This is a genomic window from Streptomyces sp. NPDC025638 (assembly GCF_055558775.1).
Genome location: NZ_JBVHLX010000040.1, coordinates 1 through 14,844 on the forward strand (window position 1 = coordinate 1; position 14,844 = coordinate 14,844).

The window sequence follows — 14,844 nt, forward strand, 5'->3', positions numbered from 1 at the left end:
CAGACACCGAGCCAAGCGTCACGACGTCGGCAAGACCGTCAAACGCGCCGACACGATCAAGGAACACGAAACCCGCCGAGGATAAACGCCAAGCTTAGAGGTCAGGTGTGTACGAAGGGAAACGGAAGGCGGCTCAGCCGACCGCGGGCACTTCTTGTCGCACCTGCGGCCGTGATGCACCAACGCAAGCAAGGTCAGCCGGGTGCGGTGGCCGGGCCAGCGCCGGGATGCCGGCCGACCGGTGGTCGGTGTGGACACCAAGAAGAAGCAGCTCTCGTCGGAGAGTTCAAAAACAGTGGCCGTCAGTGGCGGCCGACCCGTGAGCGGGGACATGGAACAGCCATCAGTCGATGACGGTACTGGACACCGTCGCGTCCGCAGGTGCCTGTACCGCGTTGAGTACGACGGCGGCCACCGACTCGGGTCGCAGGAACTGCTCGGGGCGGTACTCGCGGCCGGCCAGTTCGGCCACCCTGCGTTGCAACTCGGTGTCTGTCGGGCCCGGGTGGATCGACGTCACTCGGACTCCGTTGGGGCTCTCCTCTGCTTGAAGGGCCTCTGCGAACGCTCGCAGCGCGTACTTGCTGGCGGCGTAGGCGCCGCGCCGCGACTTGATCTGGAGGCCGGACCCCGCGTTGATCAGGACCACATGTCCTCGGCCCCGGCGTAGGGGCGGCAGGAGCAGCCGGGTGAGTTCGGCGGTGGAGAAGACGTTGACGGCGAAGACGCGCTGCCACGCGTCGAGCGAGGTGTCGGCGATGGTGCCGGGTTCCGCGATGGCCGCGTTGTGTACGAGCACGTCCAGTCGGTCGATGTCCGTCGTGGCCCGGGCGAGTCCCCCGGGATCCGCCAGGTCGACCACCCAGGGGCCGGCGTCTCCCGGCAACTTGTGGGCGAGCGCCTCGAGCAACCGGGCGTCCCGGCCGCCGAGGAGCACGTCGTGCGTGGGGGCGAGGGCACGGGCGATTGCGGCGCCGATCCCCCGGGAGGCGCCGGTCACGAGGGCGCGCGGTCGTAGGGTGGTCATGGTGTGGCACCTCGTGCGATGGGCCGGAAGGTGACCGGCAGGCTGGTCAGTCCACGCATGAACCGGCTGTACCCCCAGGTCAGTTCGCCAGGGTCGGTCGCGAGGGCCAGTTCGTCGCAGCGTTCCAGAAGGCTGCGCAGCCCGATGGTGGCTTCCGCTTTGCCGAGCGGCGCGCCCAGGCAGTGGTGGATCCCGTGTCCGAAGGCGAGGTGTCCCCGGCTGTCGCGGCGGATGTCGAACCGGTCGGGTTCGGCGAAACGAGCGGGATCGCGGTTGCCGGCGCCGTAGGACAGGAGTACGGCCTCTCCGCCACCGGGAACGGTGACGTCTCCGATCTGTACGTTGCAGGTCGTGAACCGCAGGACGGGCGCCATCTTGATGGGGCCGTTCCAGCGGAGGATCTCCTCGATCGCCTGCCCCATGAGGTGTGGCTGTGCGCGGAGCATCGCCAGTTGCTCGGGGTGCTCCAGCAGGGCCAGTACGCCGTTGCCGATGAGGTTCGCGGTCGTCTCGAAACCGGCCACCAGCAGGAGGAAGGACATGGCGATCAGCTCCTCCTCCTGGTGATCGCCCGCGAGAAGGCGCCCCAGCAGGCCGTCGGCGCCGGTGGTGGCCTCCCTCTTCTCCTTCAGCAGTCCGATGAGGTAGTCCCGCATCTCGCAGGCGGCGCGGGGCATGCGGCCGTGGTCGCCCGCGCTCATCTCGACGTAGACGCCGGCCAGACGCGCGAAGGTGTCCCGCCCTTCGGCCGGCACGCCGAGCACTTCGGAGATGACGGTGAGCGGCAGGCGCTTGGCGAAGTCGGTGATGACGTCCAGGCGCCCCAGCGGAAGGATCGGGGCGAGGAGGTCGTCGGTGATCTCCTGGATGCGGGGACGCAGGGCCTCGATGCGGCCCGGGGCGAACTCACTTGCCACCAGGGCCCGCAGTCTGGTGTGGTCCGGGGGGTCGGAGCGGAGCATGTTGCGTGTGACGGTGTAGGTCTCGTTGGCGAAGGCCCACGGGGCGGACTGGACGGTCTTGTTGCCATGTGCCGGATCGTTGCTCAGCCGTGGATCCTTGCTCGCCATCCGGATGTCCTCGTGGCGCGTGACGAGCCACACAGGAGCGCCGGCGAACATCACGCGCTGTACGGGGCGTTCGGCGCGCCAGCCGGCGAGCAACTCATAGGGGGCATCGACATAGCCCTGCTGATCCATGAGATCGGTGGCATGGTGGGCATCCCCAGGTCCCGGAGGCGGCGTGGGGCGGGTGACAACGCTGTTGACCTGCTCCGAGTTCACGGGACCTGCATCCCGCGCGGTCGCTGGTTGTCCGTTGCCCCGGGCATGGGCGGGCAGGGCCAGGCGCACCGGCAGCGCGTCGCAACGGGGGTTCGAGGGGTTGGCGGCGTTCGGGGTCCAAGCACCCCACGCGTGGTACATGCTGCAGTTGAGTCGCTCCAGGTAGCAGATGAGGTTGACCGGCCACCCGGTATTGGTGAACACGTACGTGTCCATACGCGTTGGGTGCTCGCTCAGTGGCGGCCCTCCGCCCGTTGAGTCGATGTTGTGCCAGTCGGGGTGGAGGTGGATCGACCCGAGGATGTCCAGGCCGTCCGCCTCGGCGCCCCGCAGGATGCGCAGCAAGTCGGTTGAATCGCACCAGTACCCGCGATGTGGGTTCTCGTAAGCCCTCCCGAAGCAGGGCACGATGCATTCCGCGAACTCTCCCAGGGCCGCGCTGTCGGTGGCCCGCACGTTGCGGCCGAACTCGACGCGCTCGACGCGGGCTGTGCCACTGTGCAGACTGCCGACCAGCACGCCGAAGCACGGGTAGGGGCAGCCCGGTCTGATCCCTTCGTAGACACCGAGTGCGGCGTCGAGGAACGTGGCGCAGGCGGTGCGCTCCAGCAAGACCTGCATGCTCTCCGGGCATGTGCCGGGACTTCTGCGGTTCGTCACGATCAGCGCTCCGTTCGTATGACGGGGAGGGACGTGAACCCGCGCAGCCGCCCGTACCTCGGGGCAGGAGGCTGTGCCTGGGCGAGATCGGGGAGTCGCTGCCGAAGCCACTGCAACAGCATCCCGATCTCGAGGTGCACAAGTTCGGCGCCGAGGCAGTAGTGGGCGCCTCCACCGAAGCTCAGATGACGTGGCTCGCCGCGTCCCGGCAGGAACTCGTCCGGCCGGGAGTACACAGCGGGATCCCGGTTGGCGGCGCCCAGCACCGGCCAGACCCGCGCGCCCGCCGGTATCGTCACGCCGCCGATGACCACCTTCCTGGCGGGAATGCGCGGGGCGGGGGTGAACTGCACCGGTGCGTCGTAGCGGAGCAGCTCGTCGACGAACATCCGGGCACGGACGGGGTCGTCCAAGAAGACCGCACGCTCGGGGTGCCGGATCATCAGGACGATTCCTGCCTCGATTCCCGCAGCGATCTGCGGGAATCCGGCGACCGTGAGGCCCGTGAGAATGCTGACCAGTTCGTCGTGCGGCAGGGCCTCGGGACGGGCGGTGTGCACATGGACGAGTTCGGACGTCAGATCGTCGCCGGGCGTACGGCGCCTGCGGGCCACTTCCCCTTGGAGGTAGTCGGTGAGCCGTCGCATCGCCGCCGCGCCGTCGCCTTCCTCTCCGGGCAGTGGCCCCGAGGTCGGAAAGATGTCGGCGACGAGCGTCGAGACCAGCTCTCGGTCCGTCCGGGGCAGTCCCAGGAGGTGCATGATCGTGTCGCGTGGGAAGGCCTCGGCGGCAGGGGTCATGTCGGCGACGCCGCCGTGGCGCAGCGTTTCGGCCACGGGTTCGAGCAGGTGGTCGCAGAGTGCGCTGAGCCACGGCTGCCGACGACGTACGTGCTCGGCGAACCGCCGGGCCACTGCCGCACGCATTCTCGTGTGCCGGGGAGGATTCTGCGAGCTCATGACACGGGACAGCACCGGCGCGGCATGTCCGGCCGTTCCCCTGGACGGCCGGTGAGCACCTGGCGCGAGGAAGAGCTTGCGTTCGGTCAGTACGCTCCAGCAGTCTGAGTAACGCGTCAGGAGATAGGTGCCGCTCCGGCACTGGTACACCGGTTCGGTCTCACGCAGTCGTTCGTAGACGGGGTACGGGTCGCCGGCATGCACATCCGCAAGAACATCGACGGAGTCTCTGATTCCCATGGCATCAACCCCTCGGGGCGATGAACGAGGCCTCGTGTCAGCCCATCCCCATTGACAACTCCGAACGGGTGACGTGCGACTCGGCGCACGACCGGAGTACTCCAAATGGGTGATGCGCCGCCGTCCGTCACCGCGCTGAGCAGGGATGCCACGATTTCGGCAGCAAACTCTCACCCTGACGGAAACGTAGTAGGCCGACGAGTGCACTGTGGCGCCGAGGCGGGCTGGTTTCGGCAGCCGGCGTATGAGCCCTTCACGCGGCGACGTGGCCCGGACAACGGCCCAGAGGGCGGCTGTGGCACATCGGTGACGGGCCAGGCGCGGACTTCACATACTGGAGGACAACCCGACCGAGGCGCACTTACGACCGCGGCGGCAGTTCACCCTTGCCAACTGGGACCATCCGAACCACACGGTCCAGACCCGCGCGCTGCATGCCTACCTGTCCTATCGGTGGTTTGTTAGACCGGGCAGTAGAGGTCAAGAGGTCTGCCGCTGCCGACGGAGTTGATCAGTTCCTGGAGTGCTGCGGGCGGGGGCCTCGTCGACCATGCCCGCCAGTAGCGTTGCAGCGTGGCCCAGGGCGTCAGCCAGCCACGGACGGCCCGGAGTGCTCGGGGCCAGCAGGCCGGTTGGGGCTGCTGGGATATCGGTTCTCCCCCTCTCTAACGGGTCTGGCAGCGCGTCAGGACCCGGCGGCGGAGGCGGCTTGAAGGGGTGGGGGTGTGGCGAACCAGGTGTTCCAGCAGAAGCTGAAGCGCAGTTCACGAGGGTCTGGTGGCGTCGGATGGCGGTATCGGAGCGGACTTGGAAGTCGGCCCAGCCGAGTTCGTCCTTGACTTGTTTGTAGCTCTGCTCGACCCAGTGCCGCAGCCCGTAGATCCGCACGACTTCGGTCAGGTCGGCGGCCGGGTGCCGGCTGCGCTGTTCGCGGGGTGAGCCGGGGCGGGGCAGGTTGGTGGCCAGGTACCAGGTGGCATTCTCGGGCAGGGTGGCCCGGTCGGTGGTGGCCACGACCAGCCGGATCGCGCCGTTGGGTCCCCACCAGCCCAGCTGGGGCGTCGGCGGCCCACCAGGTGGTGGTGCGTCCGTCGCGGAAAGTGCGGGTGACCGGTTGCCAGTCACCGGGTTTTCGGGGCCGTACCAGGCCAGTTCGCGGGCGGCGTCCACGGGCCGAAAGGCGTCTTTGTACTGCCATGTGCCGTGGCCGCGTTTGAGGGCCATCACGAACGGCAGGTGGGCGGCGGACAGTTCGCTGCGGAAGCTGTCGTGGTCGCCGTAAGCGCAGTCGGCTGCCACTGCCCGGAAGGACACCCCCGCGTCTGTGGCCTGACGTGCCAGACAGGCTCCGATCTGCAGCTTCGTACGGAACTCGGGATCATTCTTCCCGCGCGGGAAGTGGTGGGCGGGGGTGTAGGGGCGGGCGTGCAGCGGGTAGTAGGCCCGCTCATCCGCCCAGCAGGTGGTGACCGTGACCACACCGCGGTCGATCTTCCCGACCGAACCGAGGTACTGCGTGCCCACGTGCGCTGTCGCGCTACCGTCCTTGCGGTCACCGGAGTCGTCAACCACCAGTACCCCGCCCGGGTGCGGGGTGGTGGCCGGGTCGGCAAGCAGCAGCTCCAGCCGGCGGGCGTTGACCGCGTCCTGGTCCCAGGTGGACTCTGTAAGAAAGAACTGCAGCCGCTGCACCGCCGCGTGCTGGGCACCGACGACGGGTTCCGTACCGGCCAGGCAGGTCAGCGTCTTGTTCCGGTCCCTGGGCAGCAGCAGCCCGGCCAGGTACGCGCGAAACCCACGCCGCTGTGCCAGCGTGGAGAACAGATCATCGAAACGCGCGGCATAGCCCTCCAGCGGCCCCGGAGCGGGTGGGCACGGCACGCGCTTGGTCATCACGGCCCCCTGGACAGCGAGCAAAACCCTCACCGTCCGGCGTACTCCCACCCCAACCCGCCGTCAACAAACCACCGCTATGAGGGCTGGGGCTTCCCCTTGTGGTGCGTTCGGAGCACTTTTGGGTGGGGGCCGAGCCGGTTCAGGAGGCCCGCGATGCAGGCTCACGTCGATATCGACGTGCATCGTCGCCGGTCGCAGATCGCCGTGATGAACGAGAGCGGCCGGACGGTGGTGAACCGGAACGTGCCCAACGGGCGCGAGACGGTGCTGGGAGTGATCGGTGGCCTGCCCGTGGGCACACCGGTGGCGTTCGAGGCCGCGTTCGGCTGGGGCTGGCTCATCGAGCTGCTCCAGGACTACGGCTTCGAGCCGCACCTGGCGCACCCGTTGCAGTGCAAGGTGATCGCGTCGCCCGGTTGAAGAACGACAAGGTGCACCCGGCCATCCTGGCCCCCTGCTGCGCACAGATCTGCTGCCTGAGGCGTGGATCGCCCCCGCACTCATACGCGAACAGCGGGCAGTTCTGCGGCATTAACCAACAGCATCCGGCTCCCGGTCGGGGCCGCACCCGTGTGGGCGAGTGTGACCGCAAGGCAGCCTGGGACGTTGCCACGGTCATGAACGACTGCGAGCACATAGACCTGGATAACGTCGACTTCGCCCCGTCGAAGAGGCGGGGGAGCGGCTGGCCTCCACTGGAAGACGGTCTACGAACGCTTCCAGCACGGGTCCGCCGACGGCACTGGGGACCGATTGCTGCCCCATGTCCAGCACTACTCCGGCGCTGTCGGTGTGGCCGACTGGTCGTCTGCAGGGGCGGCCCTTCCTTCACGATCAGGCAATGGGGACTGGACTGCTTGTGGGAGCCGTTCAGGTCTGTCCGTCGTCCGCTCCGAGCCGCATCCCAACCAGCTGGCACCCACGAGCAGCCAGCATCGCTTATCGGTGCCGGGCACGTGTGATAGCCGACAGTTACATTGTGCACAATCAAATTGTGCACTAGTGTCTGTGGATAGTACCCCCACGAGAGGGAGGCGGCGCAATGAATCCCGTCCGCTACGAGGACTACCGACCCACCGAACACCCGTCCTACCAGGAGGAGATGGAAGCAGTCGTTGCCCAGGTGGCGCGTCGTACTCGCGCCTCGGTCGAGCGCGAGACCGTCGGCCGCGCCGTCCGCGCTGCCCATGGAAAGACCTATGGCCTCCTCAAGGCCACGGTCGCGGTTGGTGATAACCCTGGCTTCTACGGGCAGGGCATCTTCGCCCAGCCGACTGCGTACGACGCTGTCGTCCGCTACTCGAACGGCTTGGGTCACGACCGCCCCGACCACCAGTTGGGCGCGGCGTGCGGAATGGGCATCAAGCTGTTCGGAGTTGCCGGCCCCTCGCTGCTGGCCGACGAACGAGACAGCGGCACCTTCGACCTCAACCTGATCAACAACGATGTCTTCTTCGCGAACACGGCCTACGACTACATGGTGATCGAGGATTTGTTCGCCGAATTGCCCGAGGCCCTCGTGGACCCAGGCCGCCGCAAGACGTGGATGGCGGAGTTCCTGACCCGCCGGCAGACGCTCACCGATCCCGACAGCTGGCTGTGGGACGAACTGCTCGCCATGCTGTCGTTCACCAGTGTCCCGCGCAGGAACCTGCTGTCGTACAACTACAACAGCATGGGCGCTTTCCGTTACGGCGACCACATTGCGAAGATCCGTACCGTGCCGACCGCCGCGTCCCTGGCCGCCCTCGCGCACCAGATCGTGGACGTGCGAGCGGACAATGAGGCATTCCGCCGCACCCTGGTGGCCGAGGCCGCGGAGCGAGACCACTCCTTTGAGCTCCAAGTCCAGCTCAACACCGATCTGGCCCGTATGCCGGTGGACAACACGTCCGTGAAGTGGCCCGAGGACCTGTCCCCCTGGGTGACGGTCGCCCGGGTGGATCTCCCGCGCCAGGATGTCGGCGGGCATGACAACCTGGTGGCCGCCGATGCCACGTCGATCACGCCGTGGCGATCACGCGAGGAACACCGGCCCATCGGCGAGATTCAGCGGGTGCGGCAGGAGGTGTACCGGCGCTCGTCCATCGAACGGCACCGCATGAACGGACAAGAGCGGCGCGAACCGGCCGGCAGCGCTGAGCTGCTGGGCTGAGCTGCGGCGGTCGCGCCCCGCCGCCGCACGGATCCAGCGGGCCCGCACCGCCGTCCACCGGCCCGCTGGGCAGCCAGGGGCGCGCGACAGCCAGGTGCGGGAGCGGGGGACGGCCGGCGGGAGTGTGGTCCCGCACGTCCGTTCTGAGGGAGCCGGGTCACGGCAACGTGATCCGGCTACCCGACCACACCCCCCGACGTCACACCGCTGGCGAGGCTGGAGTTGCCGGGCTCCGGCTTCAAAAGTCAGCCGGGCTGGATGGGCCGGGGGCGGGATGGACTTGTACAACCGGCCTTCGACGCCACACTGCTGACCGGTATTCGTCCGTACCGTCAGGAGTCCCGGCTTGTCCTCCCACACCCCCGCTCCCGCGCCCGCCCACGTCGTCGACCGCCGGCGGCTGCCCGCACTCCCTGAACGCCGACCTGCGGGCCCGGGGCCCGTTGCGGACATCGCCCCGGTACCACCTCATGCTGCCGACCGCGGGCCGGACGGTCATGCAGGGGTGGTGGGATGCCCGGTCGACGGCGGAGCGGATGTTCGCGTCGTGGATCGTCCCGTGCGGCAGCCTGCTGGGCGCGGCCGTCGTGCTCCAGGAGCATGCTGCCGAGGGCGAGCGGGTGGTGGGTGCCTGGCAAGCCGATACGGCTGCTTGATCGGGACCGTGACCTCCGCTGTCAGGGGTGCGTTTATCCCGTGACGCGTGTGCGAGTCCCTGTTCCCTCGTGCGGACTCGTGCCGGTCGCGGCCCCGGTACCACCCGGCACCGGGGCCGCTTGCTGCCTGCAGCTAGGGCTTGCAGATCAATGACACCTCGTCTTGATCTTGTTGTTGGGGTCATTGCTCTGGGTACGAACCCGAGCTTGGAGGACGGCGAGGGCGGCGGGCGGGGTGGCCGCTGACGGGATGACGACGTCGTGTGCCCTGAGCAATCTTCTGATCTTCAGCAGTGTGCGGTGCATGGCGGTCCGGCTGCTGTCGAACAGCACGGCGAGGGGTTCTGCGGCCAGGGCGACCCGCAGGTGGAGCACGGCCGCCAGGACCTGTTTTTGACGTTGCCGTCCGACAAAGAGGCCGGTATGGCGCCACAGTCCCACAAACCCTCGAGGGGCCGCGGCTACCGCCCAGGCGGACGACGAGACGACCTCTCGCGGTCAGCCGTTCTCGTTCAACACGAGGTAAAAGCCCTCTTGGCCCTCCGGCACCAGCTCCACGTGGTCGACAGGCCGCAGATGAGACTCGTCGCTGCCTACCCGGACTGGAGTGCTGGGGCGGGGTCGTACTCTTCTTGATCTTGTATGAGATTCCCAAGGCGGAGGGGGTAGTCCCCCTCCTCACCCGGGCTCGCGACAGCGGGGCTTGGCTGGTACTACGACCTGGGTATCCAGTACCTGCGGATGATCTTCGCCCGGGTTTTCGACCGGCACCCCGCGTTGCAGGTGATCGCCGGACACTGGGGCGAGGTCGTCCTGTTCTATCTCGACCACACCGGGATCCTGGCGCACAACGCCAAGCTCGAGCGCCCGCTCGCCGACTACTTCACGCAGAACTTCTGGGTGTGCGGCAGCGGCACGGTCAGCGAGCGCTACATGAGGTGGACGTCCGAGGTCGTCGGCCCCGAGCGCATGATGTACTCGACCGACTACCCCTACACCTTCGGCACCCGCCCCGGTGGATTCCCCTTCCTGGACACCGCCAACGACGTCGCCCGCTCGTTCCTTGAACAGGCGCCCTTCACCCACGAGGAAAAGGCCGCGATCGGATCCGGCAACTGGGAAAAGCTGACCGGGCACGTTGCCGCCAGCAGGCAACAGCGCGACTGGGCTTGACACTTCGCCTCAGCCGACCGCTGCCCACAACGGTCTGCTGAGGCTCAGAGAAACGCGGAAATCGCTCGCTCCGCGCGTGCTTGGCGTCCTACAGTGAAGGTCGCCGGGTGGAGCAGGTAGGCAGCTCGCTGGGCTCATAACCCAGAGGTCGCGGGTTCAAATCCCGCCTCGGCCACGAAGACCGGGCCCGTCGCGTGATGCGGCGGGCCCGCGTCATACGCCATGCAGGCCAGGCAAGCTGATCGCGCCAGACGGCCGACGGTGTCGGTGCCGCTGTCGAGGGCCGGGCTTGCCGAATCGGCAAACGCACTCGTCTTCTGGGCAGGGTCTTCCGCACGATCGGGGTCGAGCCAACGGAACGGCGGGAGGGAGCCGTCCTGGCGCACAGTAGACCGACGGTCCTGGAGGAGACGCATGTCGCAGCACGTTGCGGAGATCACACACCGGTTGGTCTCCTCGCCGGGAGGCTGGATTCACGTCGCGGAGCAGGGAAGCGGGCCGCTGGTGCTGCTCGTCCACGGCTTCCCGGAATCCTGGTACTCCTGGCGCCATCAGCTGCCGCTACTCGCGGCGGTGGGATACCGCGCGGTCGCCCTCGATGTGCGCGGCTACGGCCGCTCCTCCAAGCCGGCCGCGACGGATGCGTACCGGATGCTCGACCTGGTGGAGGACAACGTCGCGGTGGTGCGCGCCCTGGGCGAGGAGTCGGCGGTGGTCATCGGTCACGACTGGGGCGCGACCATCGCGGCGAACTCGGCCCTGCTCAGGCCGGATGTCTTCCACGCGGTGGGACTGCTGAGCGTGCCCTACACTCCGCGCGGAGGGCCCCGCCCCAGCGACGTCTTCGCTCGGATGGGCGGGGACGATGAGTTCTACGTCTCGTACTTCCAGGAGCCGGGCCGCGCCGAGGCCGAGATCGAACCCGATGTGCGCGGCTGGCTCGCGGGCTTCTACGCGGCTCTGTCCGCCGACACCATGCCCGCACCCGGCGCTCCCGATCCGCACTTCGTCAGCAGGATCGGAACGCTGCGCGACCGCTTCCTCATCGGCCGGCTGCCCGCCTGGCTCAGCGAGAGCGACCTCGACGTCTACGCCGGGGAGTTCGAACGCACCGGCATGACCGGAGCACTCAACCGCTACCGGAACATGGACCGCGACTGGGAAGACCTCGCTGCCTTCGACGGCGCCCCCATCACCCAGCCGTCCCTGTTCATCGGCGGCACCCTGGACGCTTCCACGACCTGGCTGGCCGACGCGATCGAGGCCTTCCCGGTCACGCTACCGGGCCTGGTCTCCTCCCACCTCCTCAACGGCTGCGGCCACTGGATCCAGCAAGAACGCCCCGCCGAGGTCAACCGACTCCTGACCGACTGGCTCGCTGCCCTGCCTGCTTGACGCACTCGCCGCCCAGCGCGGGACGGATGTGGGCGGTGCACCAGGTGAGGGCCGGGCCCCCGGCTGCGGGTGGACAGTGACCGGGTCCGCGGCCTCCTGTACCAGGGGGTGCGCAAGGCCCTCACCATGGTGGGCGACCGCGTCTACGCCGAACTTTCCAACCGGCAGCACGGGGTCGGCGTAGTCGCGCTGCGGCGTGGCCGAGTCCTGTTGCAGCGGGCGGCGAGAGACGTGGTGCCGTGCGGCGAGGACGTGCTGCTGCACCGAGGTACCGGCGACACCCCGACCGACTCCTGTGCTTGGACGGGGAGCTTGATATCCGGCACGCCGCCGAACACATCGGCGGCAGTCCCTCTGGACCGCCGGGCTGCACTGTCACTGTGGTCCCCGCTCGGGGACGGCTCCTGGCGTCTGCTCCTCGACGATGGCACCACCGAAGACGCCGACCTGGTGGTCGGCGCCGACGGCACCTGGTCGCGCATCCGCCCAGCCGCCCTGTTCGCGCTGGTGCCGTGCATGGCGATCACGGGCGGCACCGGGCGTTCCCTAGGCGCGATCCGGCGGCGTGCCCCGCTGATCCGGCGCAAGCAGCGCCGGATCTCGGCGGCCGCGGCGATCGGGCTCCTGGTCCTCGTTCCGTGCGCCGTCACACTCCATGTGCTGGCCTCCGACCGCCACTTCGGTACGGAGTTCTCGGTGATCCAGGCCGTCGAGTTCCTCGGCGGCGCGGTGAACATCACCCTGCTCAGCCTCAACGTACGCGACGGAAGGCTGCCCACCGCGGTCGCCCGGCGTCGCCGGAACAACCCCGCATCCGTCGCAGCGCAGCTGTAGCAACACAAACCGCAGCCGTAGCAGCAAGCCGCAATCGAAACGGAAGGGCAGGCTCATGGCAATCGCGGGAAAGGTCGCACTCATCACCGGTGCGAGCGAAGGCATCGGGTTGTCCATCGCCAAGGCGCGCGTGGCGGCGGGTGCGACCTGGCGGACGCGGCGACGGCGGAACACGGCGTCGCGCACACCCTCACCCTCCACGAGGGCCTGGACCTGGTCGTGTGCAACGCAGGCATCCCCATACCCGGGCCCCTAACCGAGCAGAACATGGCCGAGGTCGACCGGGTGATCAGCGTCAACCTCCGTGGCGCGATCGCGCTGATGAAGGCCGCAGCGCCCGCGCACGCCGCTACGAAACGATGTGCACGTTGATGCGGTAGCAGTGTCGGGGGTCAGGTGTGCGGCACGCTGACCGCTGTCGCCACCAACCCCTGCTGGACGGCCCACCGGCCCTCGAAGAGGTCCAGCCGCCGGTCACCCACCGACGGGCCGGGGACGAGGAACCGGGCGCGGAAGCCGCCGCTGTGCTGCTCGGCGGGGTCGGCGACGACGTAGATGTCGGTCTCGGTCTCGGTGAAGTCCAGCAACTTGCCGGTGAGGGGGTACCAAGCCTTGTAGACGGACTCCTTGGCGCTGAACAGGAGCCGATCCCAGTGGACGTCCGGATGGTCGAGGGCCAGGCGGCGCAGCCGCTCCGCCTCCGTGGGCAGGGAGACGGCGTCCAGGACGCCGTCCGGGAGCGGCTGGTGGGGTTCGGCGTCGATGCCGAGTGAGGCCAGGTCGGCGGCACGGACCAGGGTGGCGGCGCAGTAGCCGTCGCAGTGGGTCATGCTGCCCGCCAGCCCGTCCGGCCAGGTGGGTGCGCCGCGCTCGCCGGGCAGGATCGGCTGCGGCGGCACGCCGAGCTCCTCCATGGCGCGGCGGGCGCAGGAGCGTACGACGGCGAACTCGCGGCGACGCTTGGCGCCCGCCTGGGCGAGGAGTGCCTCCTCCTCGGGGTACAGAGCCGTGTTCCTGGCCTCGTCCTCGCCGTACGCTTCGACGGTGACCACGGACTCCGGCAGCAGTTCCTCGATCAACGGGCCCGTCCTCCCTGGGCAGATTGCGGCGCAGCTGTCCCGGCGGTTGCGGATACCTGCGCCACTCGCGCGGGTATTCGACCGACACCTCCTCGAAGTGGACGCCTTTGTGCCAGGGGCGACCACAACCAGTCACGAGCCAGGCGTTGACGACTGCATTGGGATCAGTAGTGGAGCGAGCATCTAGATGTGTGGGGCCGTGAACCCGGTCGGCCACGCCGAGGCGATCGGCGTGGCGCTCGACCGCGGCGGCGATGTCCCGGGGATCCTTCAAGGGCACTGCGGTCACACGATTCTGATGGCCGCTGTAGGGCACCGCTCGGCGGCCTCCTGTACCGCCACCCGCTGCTCGGCGCCGGGGGCGGCGTCGAGCAGGATCACCGTGCCGTCCTCGTCGCTCTGGTCGAAGACAGCAGGGGCGGCGAGCACACAGGTGCCTGCGCCGCAGCAGAGGTCCTTGTCGATCTCGATTCTCATCACTGGTGCCCCCACCAGTGCACGCGCAGCTCTTGAACGCCATACGTCACCATCATCTCCCGGGTGCCGATCTCCTTGGCCGGAACGGCTAGTTCAAGCCGGGGAAAGTGTCGCGGCAACGACTCGTAGCCGATGGCGAGTACCGGGCGGGCCAAGTGGTGGCCCATGCACTGGTGAGGATCACCGCCGAAGCCGACGTTCCGGGTCGTGCCGCGACGGATGTTGAAGGTGTCGGGGTCTTCGAAGCCCAGCGGGTCACGGTTGGCCGCGGGCAGCGACATCGTGACGACCTCGTCGACGGGGCCGCCCCTGTTCGCCATCTCGTCCAGCAGGCGATCCGTCATCTCCTGGATGCGCGAGCGGAGTTTCCGTACGCGACGGATGGTGAAGTGCCGGCTCGGCAGACGGCGGTAGTGGGTGTGCTCGGGCGGGTCCGTATTGACGAACATGCCCGCAGGCAGTGCGTCAGTGCTCAGCTCGCAGCGGGGCACCTTCACCGGAGAACGCTTCCCGGCAGGCAAGGAGCTGAACCGGGCGTCGGTCAGCATGGAGCGCGCGGTCTGCCGGCCGGTGACCAGGTGGCCGACGTGCCCATCTGGGTACCGCAATCGGGTCATTGGGCCTTCCTCGCGCGTTTGCGTGAAGGGAGCGGGCGGGTCGAAAGGGCAATCGGTGGGGCGCGTTGTAGGAATGGGCTGCGCTGAGTGATTCCCGGCTGTCTGCAAATGCTCCATGGAAGACCTGGGACCTCATCATCGGAGGAGAATTGGGGGAGGCTGTATGAGCTGTAGTTCTCCCATGACTGTCCCTAGGGTTCTCCTTAGAGATGTCCCCGGCTGTCAATGCTCGTGCACGTCGACCATTTGGGGATTCCCCTAAATCTGATCCGCTGCAGCGGTGGAGCGCGGCTGCGGGACCGAAACTGGGGTCACACCGCAACTTGTTGCCGCCGGGTCGTGCCGATCGCCTGTGCCGTGGCCGCCATCGTGCGGTGCCTTTTCATTCTCAGT

At 68.2% G+C, this 14,844-nt stretch carries 14 protein-coding genes, 1 tRNA gene and 4 pseudogenes; 10 read left to right on the forward strand and 9 right to left on the reverse strand.

Annotated features, from left to right (window positions below):
- Positions 1-343 precede the first annotated feature (343 nt).
- Genes ACZ4EG_RS45250 through ACZ4EG_RS45260 form a run of 3 tightly spaced genes read right to left on the reverse strand, consistent with a single transcriptional unit; the run spans position 344 to position 3,896 of the window.
- Positions 344-1,027: an SDR family oxidoreductase gene (locus ACZ4EG_RS45250; protein ID WP_467794868.1), complete on the reverse strand. Its 684-nt coding sequence runs from the start codon at positions 1,025-1,027 to the stop codon at positions 344-346.
- On the reverse strand, positions 1,024-2,970 hold the full coding sequence (locus tag ACZ4EG_RS45255; RefSeq protein ID WP_467794869.1) for a cytochrome P450 family protein: 1,947 nt from the start codon (positions 2,968-2,970) through the stop codon (positions 1,024-1,026). Before ACZ4EG_RS45255 ends, ACZ4EG_RS45250 begins: the two co-directional genes overlap by 4 nt.
- 2 nt (positions 2,971-2,972) lie before the next feature.
- Positions 2,973-3,896, reverse strand: a complete 924-nt coding sequence (locus ACZ4EG_RS45260; protein WP_467794870.1) for a cytochrome P450 — start codon at positions 3,894-3,896, stop codon at positions 2,973-2,975.
- Between the two features lie 616 nt (positions 3,897-4,512).
- Between ACZ4EG_RS45260 and ACZ4EG_RS45265 the strand changes: the two are divergent.
- A pseudogene (locus tag ACZ4EG_RS45265) lies at positions 4,513-4,623 on the forward strand (IS630 family transposase); the annotation flags it as partial.
- Between the two features lie 26 nt (positions 4,624-4,649).
- Here the strand turns inward: ACZ4EG_RS45265 and ACZ4EG_RS45270 are convergent.
- A complete protein-coding gene (locus ACZ4EG_RS45270) occupies positions 4,650-6,062 on the reverse strand; it encodes an IS701 family transposase (RefSeq protein WP_467794871.1) in 1,413 nt (470 codons plus the stop codon).
- A 156-nt stretch (positions 6,063-6,218) separates the two neighbouring features.
- Between ACZ4EG_RS45270 and ACZ4EG_RS45275 the strand changes: the two genes are divergently transcribed.
- The 4 genes and pseudogenes from ACZ4EG_RS45275 to ACZ4EG_RS45290 all read left to right on the forward strand — a co-directional run bounded on the left by ACZ4EG_RS45275 (position 6,219) and on the right by ACZ4EG_RS45290 (position 8,876).
- A complete protein-coding gene (locus ACZ4EG_RS45275; protein ID WP_453560846.1) occupies positions 6,219-6,485 on the forward strand; it encodes a hypothetical protein in 267 nt (88 codons plus the stop codon).
- Between the two features lie 276 nt (positions 6,486-6,761).
- Positions 6,762-6,872: pseudogene (locus ACZ4EG_RS45280) on the forward strand (IS5/IS1182 family transposase); the annotation flags it as partial.
- Between the two features lie 235 nt (positions 6,873-7,107).
- Positions 7,108-8,220 (forward strand): catalase family protein, encoded by a 1,113-nt coding sequence (locus ACZ4EG_RS45285; protein ID WP_453560849.1) that lies wholly within the window; start codon positions 7,108-7,110, stop codon positions 8,218-8,220.
- A 470-nt stretch (positions 8,221-8,690) separates the two neighbouring features.
- The gene (locus ACZ4EG_RS45290; RefSeq protein ID WP_467794872.1) at positions 8,691-8,876 is read left to right on the forward strand and encodes a hypothetical protein; all 186 of its coding nucleotides are present in this window, start codon (positions 8,691-8,693) and stop codon (positions 8,874-8,876) included.
- A 147-nt stretch (positions 8,877-9,023) separates the two neighbouring features.
- On the opposite strand, the pseudogene ACZ4EG_RS45295 reads toward ACZ4EG_RS45290, so the two are convergent.
- Positions 9,024-9,266, reverse strand: a pseudogene (locus ACZ4EG_RS45295) (ISAzo13 family transposase); the annotation flags it as partial.
- A 345-nt stretch (positions 9,267-9,611) separates the two neighbouring features.
- Here ACZ4EG_RS45295 and ACZ4EG_RS45300 point away from each other — a divergent pair.
- From ACZ4EG_RS45300 to ACZ4EG_RS45320, 5 genes are all read left to right on the forward strand, one after another.
- Positions 9,612-10,049, forward strand: a complete 438-nt coding sequence (locus tag ACZ4EG_RS45300; RefSeq protein ID WP_467794878.1) for an amidohydrolase family protein — start codon at positions 9,612-9,614, stop codon at positions 10,047-10,049.
- 101 nt (positions 10,050-10,150) lie between these two features.
- Positions 10,151-10,224 (forward strand) — tRNA-Met (locus tag ACZ4EG_RS45305).
- A gap of 239 nt (positions 10,225-10,463) precedes the next feature.
- Positions 10,464-11,444 carry an alpha/beta fold hydrolase gene (locus ACZ4EG_RS45310; protein WP_467794873.1) on the forward strand — a complete coding sequence of 327 codons (981 nt, stop codon included), beginning with the start codon at positions 10,464-10,466 and terminating at the stop codon, positions 11,442-11,444.
- Between the two features lie 69 nt (positions 11,445-11,513).
- Positions 11,514-12,278, forward strand: a complete 765-nt coding sequence (locus ACZ4EG_RS45315) for a hypothetical protein (protein WP_467794874.1) — start codon at positions 11,514-11,516, stop codon at positions 12,276-12,278.
- A 33-nt stretch (positions 12,279-12,311) separates the two neighbouring features.
- Positions 12,312-12,650: an SDR family oxidoreductase gene (locus ACZ4EG_RS45320; RefSeq protein WP_467794879.1), complete on the forward strand. Its 339-nt coding sequence runs from the start codon at positions 12,312-12,314 to the stop codon at positions 12,648-12,650.
- Positions 12,651-12,670: 20 nt separating this feature from the next.
- Here ACZ4EG_RS45320 and ACZ4EG_RS45325 read toward each other — a convergent pair whose 3' ends face one another.
- The 4 genes and pseudogenes from ACZ4EG_RS45325 to ACZ4EG_RS45340 all read right to left on the reverse strand — a co-directional run bounded on the left by ACZ4EG_RS45325 (position 12,671) and on the right by ACZ4EG_RS45340 (position 14,451).
- The gene (locus tag ACZ4EG_RS45325) at positions 12,671-13,357 is read right to left on the reverse strand and encodes a 4'-phosphopantetheinyl transferase family protein (protein ID WP_467794875.1); all 687 of its coding nucleotides are present in this window, start codon (positions 13,355-13,357) and stop codon (positions 12,671-12,673) included.
- A pseudogene (locus tag ACZ4EG_RS45330) lies at positions 13,308-13,472 on the reverse strand (metallophosphoesterase); the annotation flags it as partial. The pseudogene ACZ4EG_RS45330 and the gene ACZ4EG_RS45325, both read right to left, overlap by 50 nt.
- A 170-nt stretch (positions 13,473-13,642) precedes the next feature.
- Positions 13,643-13,834 carry a ferredoxin gene (locus ACZ4EG_RS45335; RefSeq protein WP_453560861.1) on the reverse strand — a complete coding sequence of 64 codons (192 nt, stop codon included), beginning with the start codon at positions 13,832-13,834 and terminating at the stop codon, positions 13,643-13,645.
- Positions 13,834-14,451 carry a cytochrome P450 family protein gene (locus ACZ4EG_RS45340; protein WP_467794876.1) on the reverse strand — a complete coding sequence of 206 codons (618 nt, stop codon included), beginning with the start codon at positions 14,449-14,451 and terminating at the stop codon, positions 13,834-13,836. Before ACZ4EG_RS45340 ends, ACZ4EG_RS45335 begins: the two co-directional genes overlap by 1 nt.
- Between the last annotated feature and the right edge of the window lie 393 nt (positions 14,452-14,844).

Coding starts and splice junctions, on each gene's coding strand:
- ACZ4EG_RS45285 (WP_453560849.1), top strand. CDS start 7,108: ATGAATCCCGTCCGCTACGAGGACTACCGACCCACCGAACACCCGTCC.
- ACZ4EG_RS45270 (WP_467794871.1), bottom strand. CDS start 6,062: ATGACCAAGCGCGTGCCGTGCCCACCCGCTCCGGGGCCGCTGGAGGGC.
- ACZ4EG_RS45340 (WP_467794876.1), bottom strand. CDS start 14,451: ATGACCCGATTGCGGTACCCAGATGGGCACGTCGGCCACCTGGTCACC.
- ACZ4EG_RS45310 (WP_467794873.1), top strand. CDS start 10,464: ATGTCGCAGCACGTTGCGGAGATCACACACCGGTTGGTCTCCTCGCCG.
- ACZ4EG_RS45290 (WP_467794872.1), top strand. CDS start 8,691: ATGCTGCCGACCGCGGGCCGGACGGTCATGCAGGGGTGGTGGGATGCC.
- ACZ4EG_RS45335 (WP_453560861.1), bottom strand. CDS start 13,834: ATGAGAATCGAGATCGACAAGGACCTCTGCTGCGGCGCAGGCACCTGT.
- ACZ4EG_RS45250 (WP_467794868.1), bottom strand. CDS start 1,027: ATGACCACCCTACGACCGCGCGCCCTCGTGACCGGCGCCTCCCGGGGG.
- ACZ4EG_RS45275 (WP_453560846.1), top strand. CDS start 6,219: ATGCAGGCTCACGTCGATATCGACGTGCATCGTCGCCGGTCGCAGATC.
- ACZ4EG_RS45260 (WP_467794870.1), bottom strand. CDS start 3,896: ATGCGTGCGGCAGTGGCCCGGCGGTTCGCCGAGCACGTACGTCGTCGG.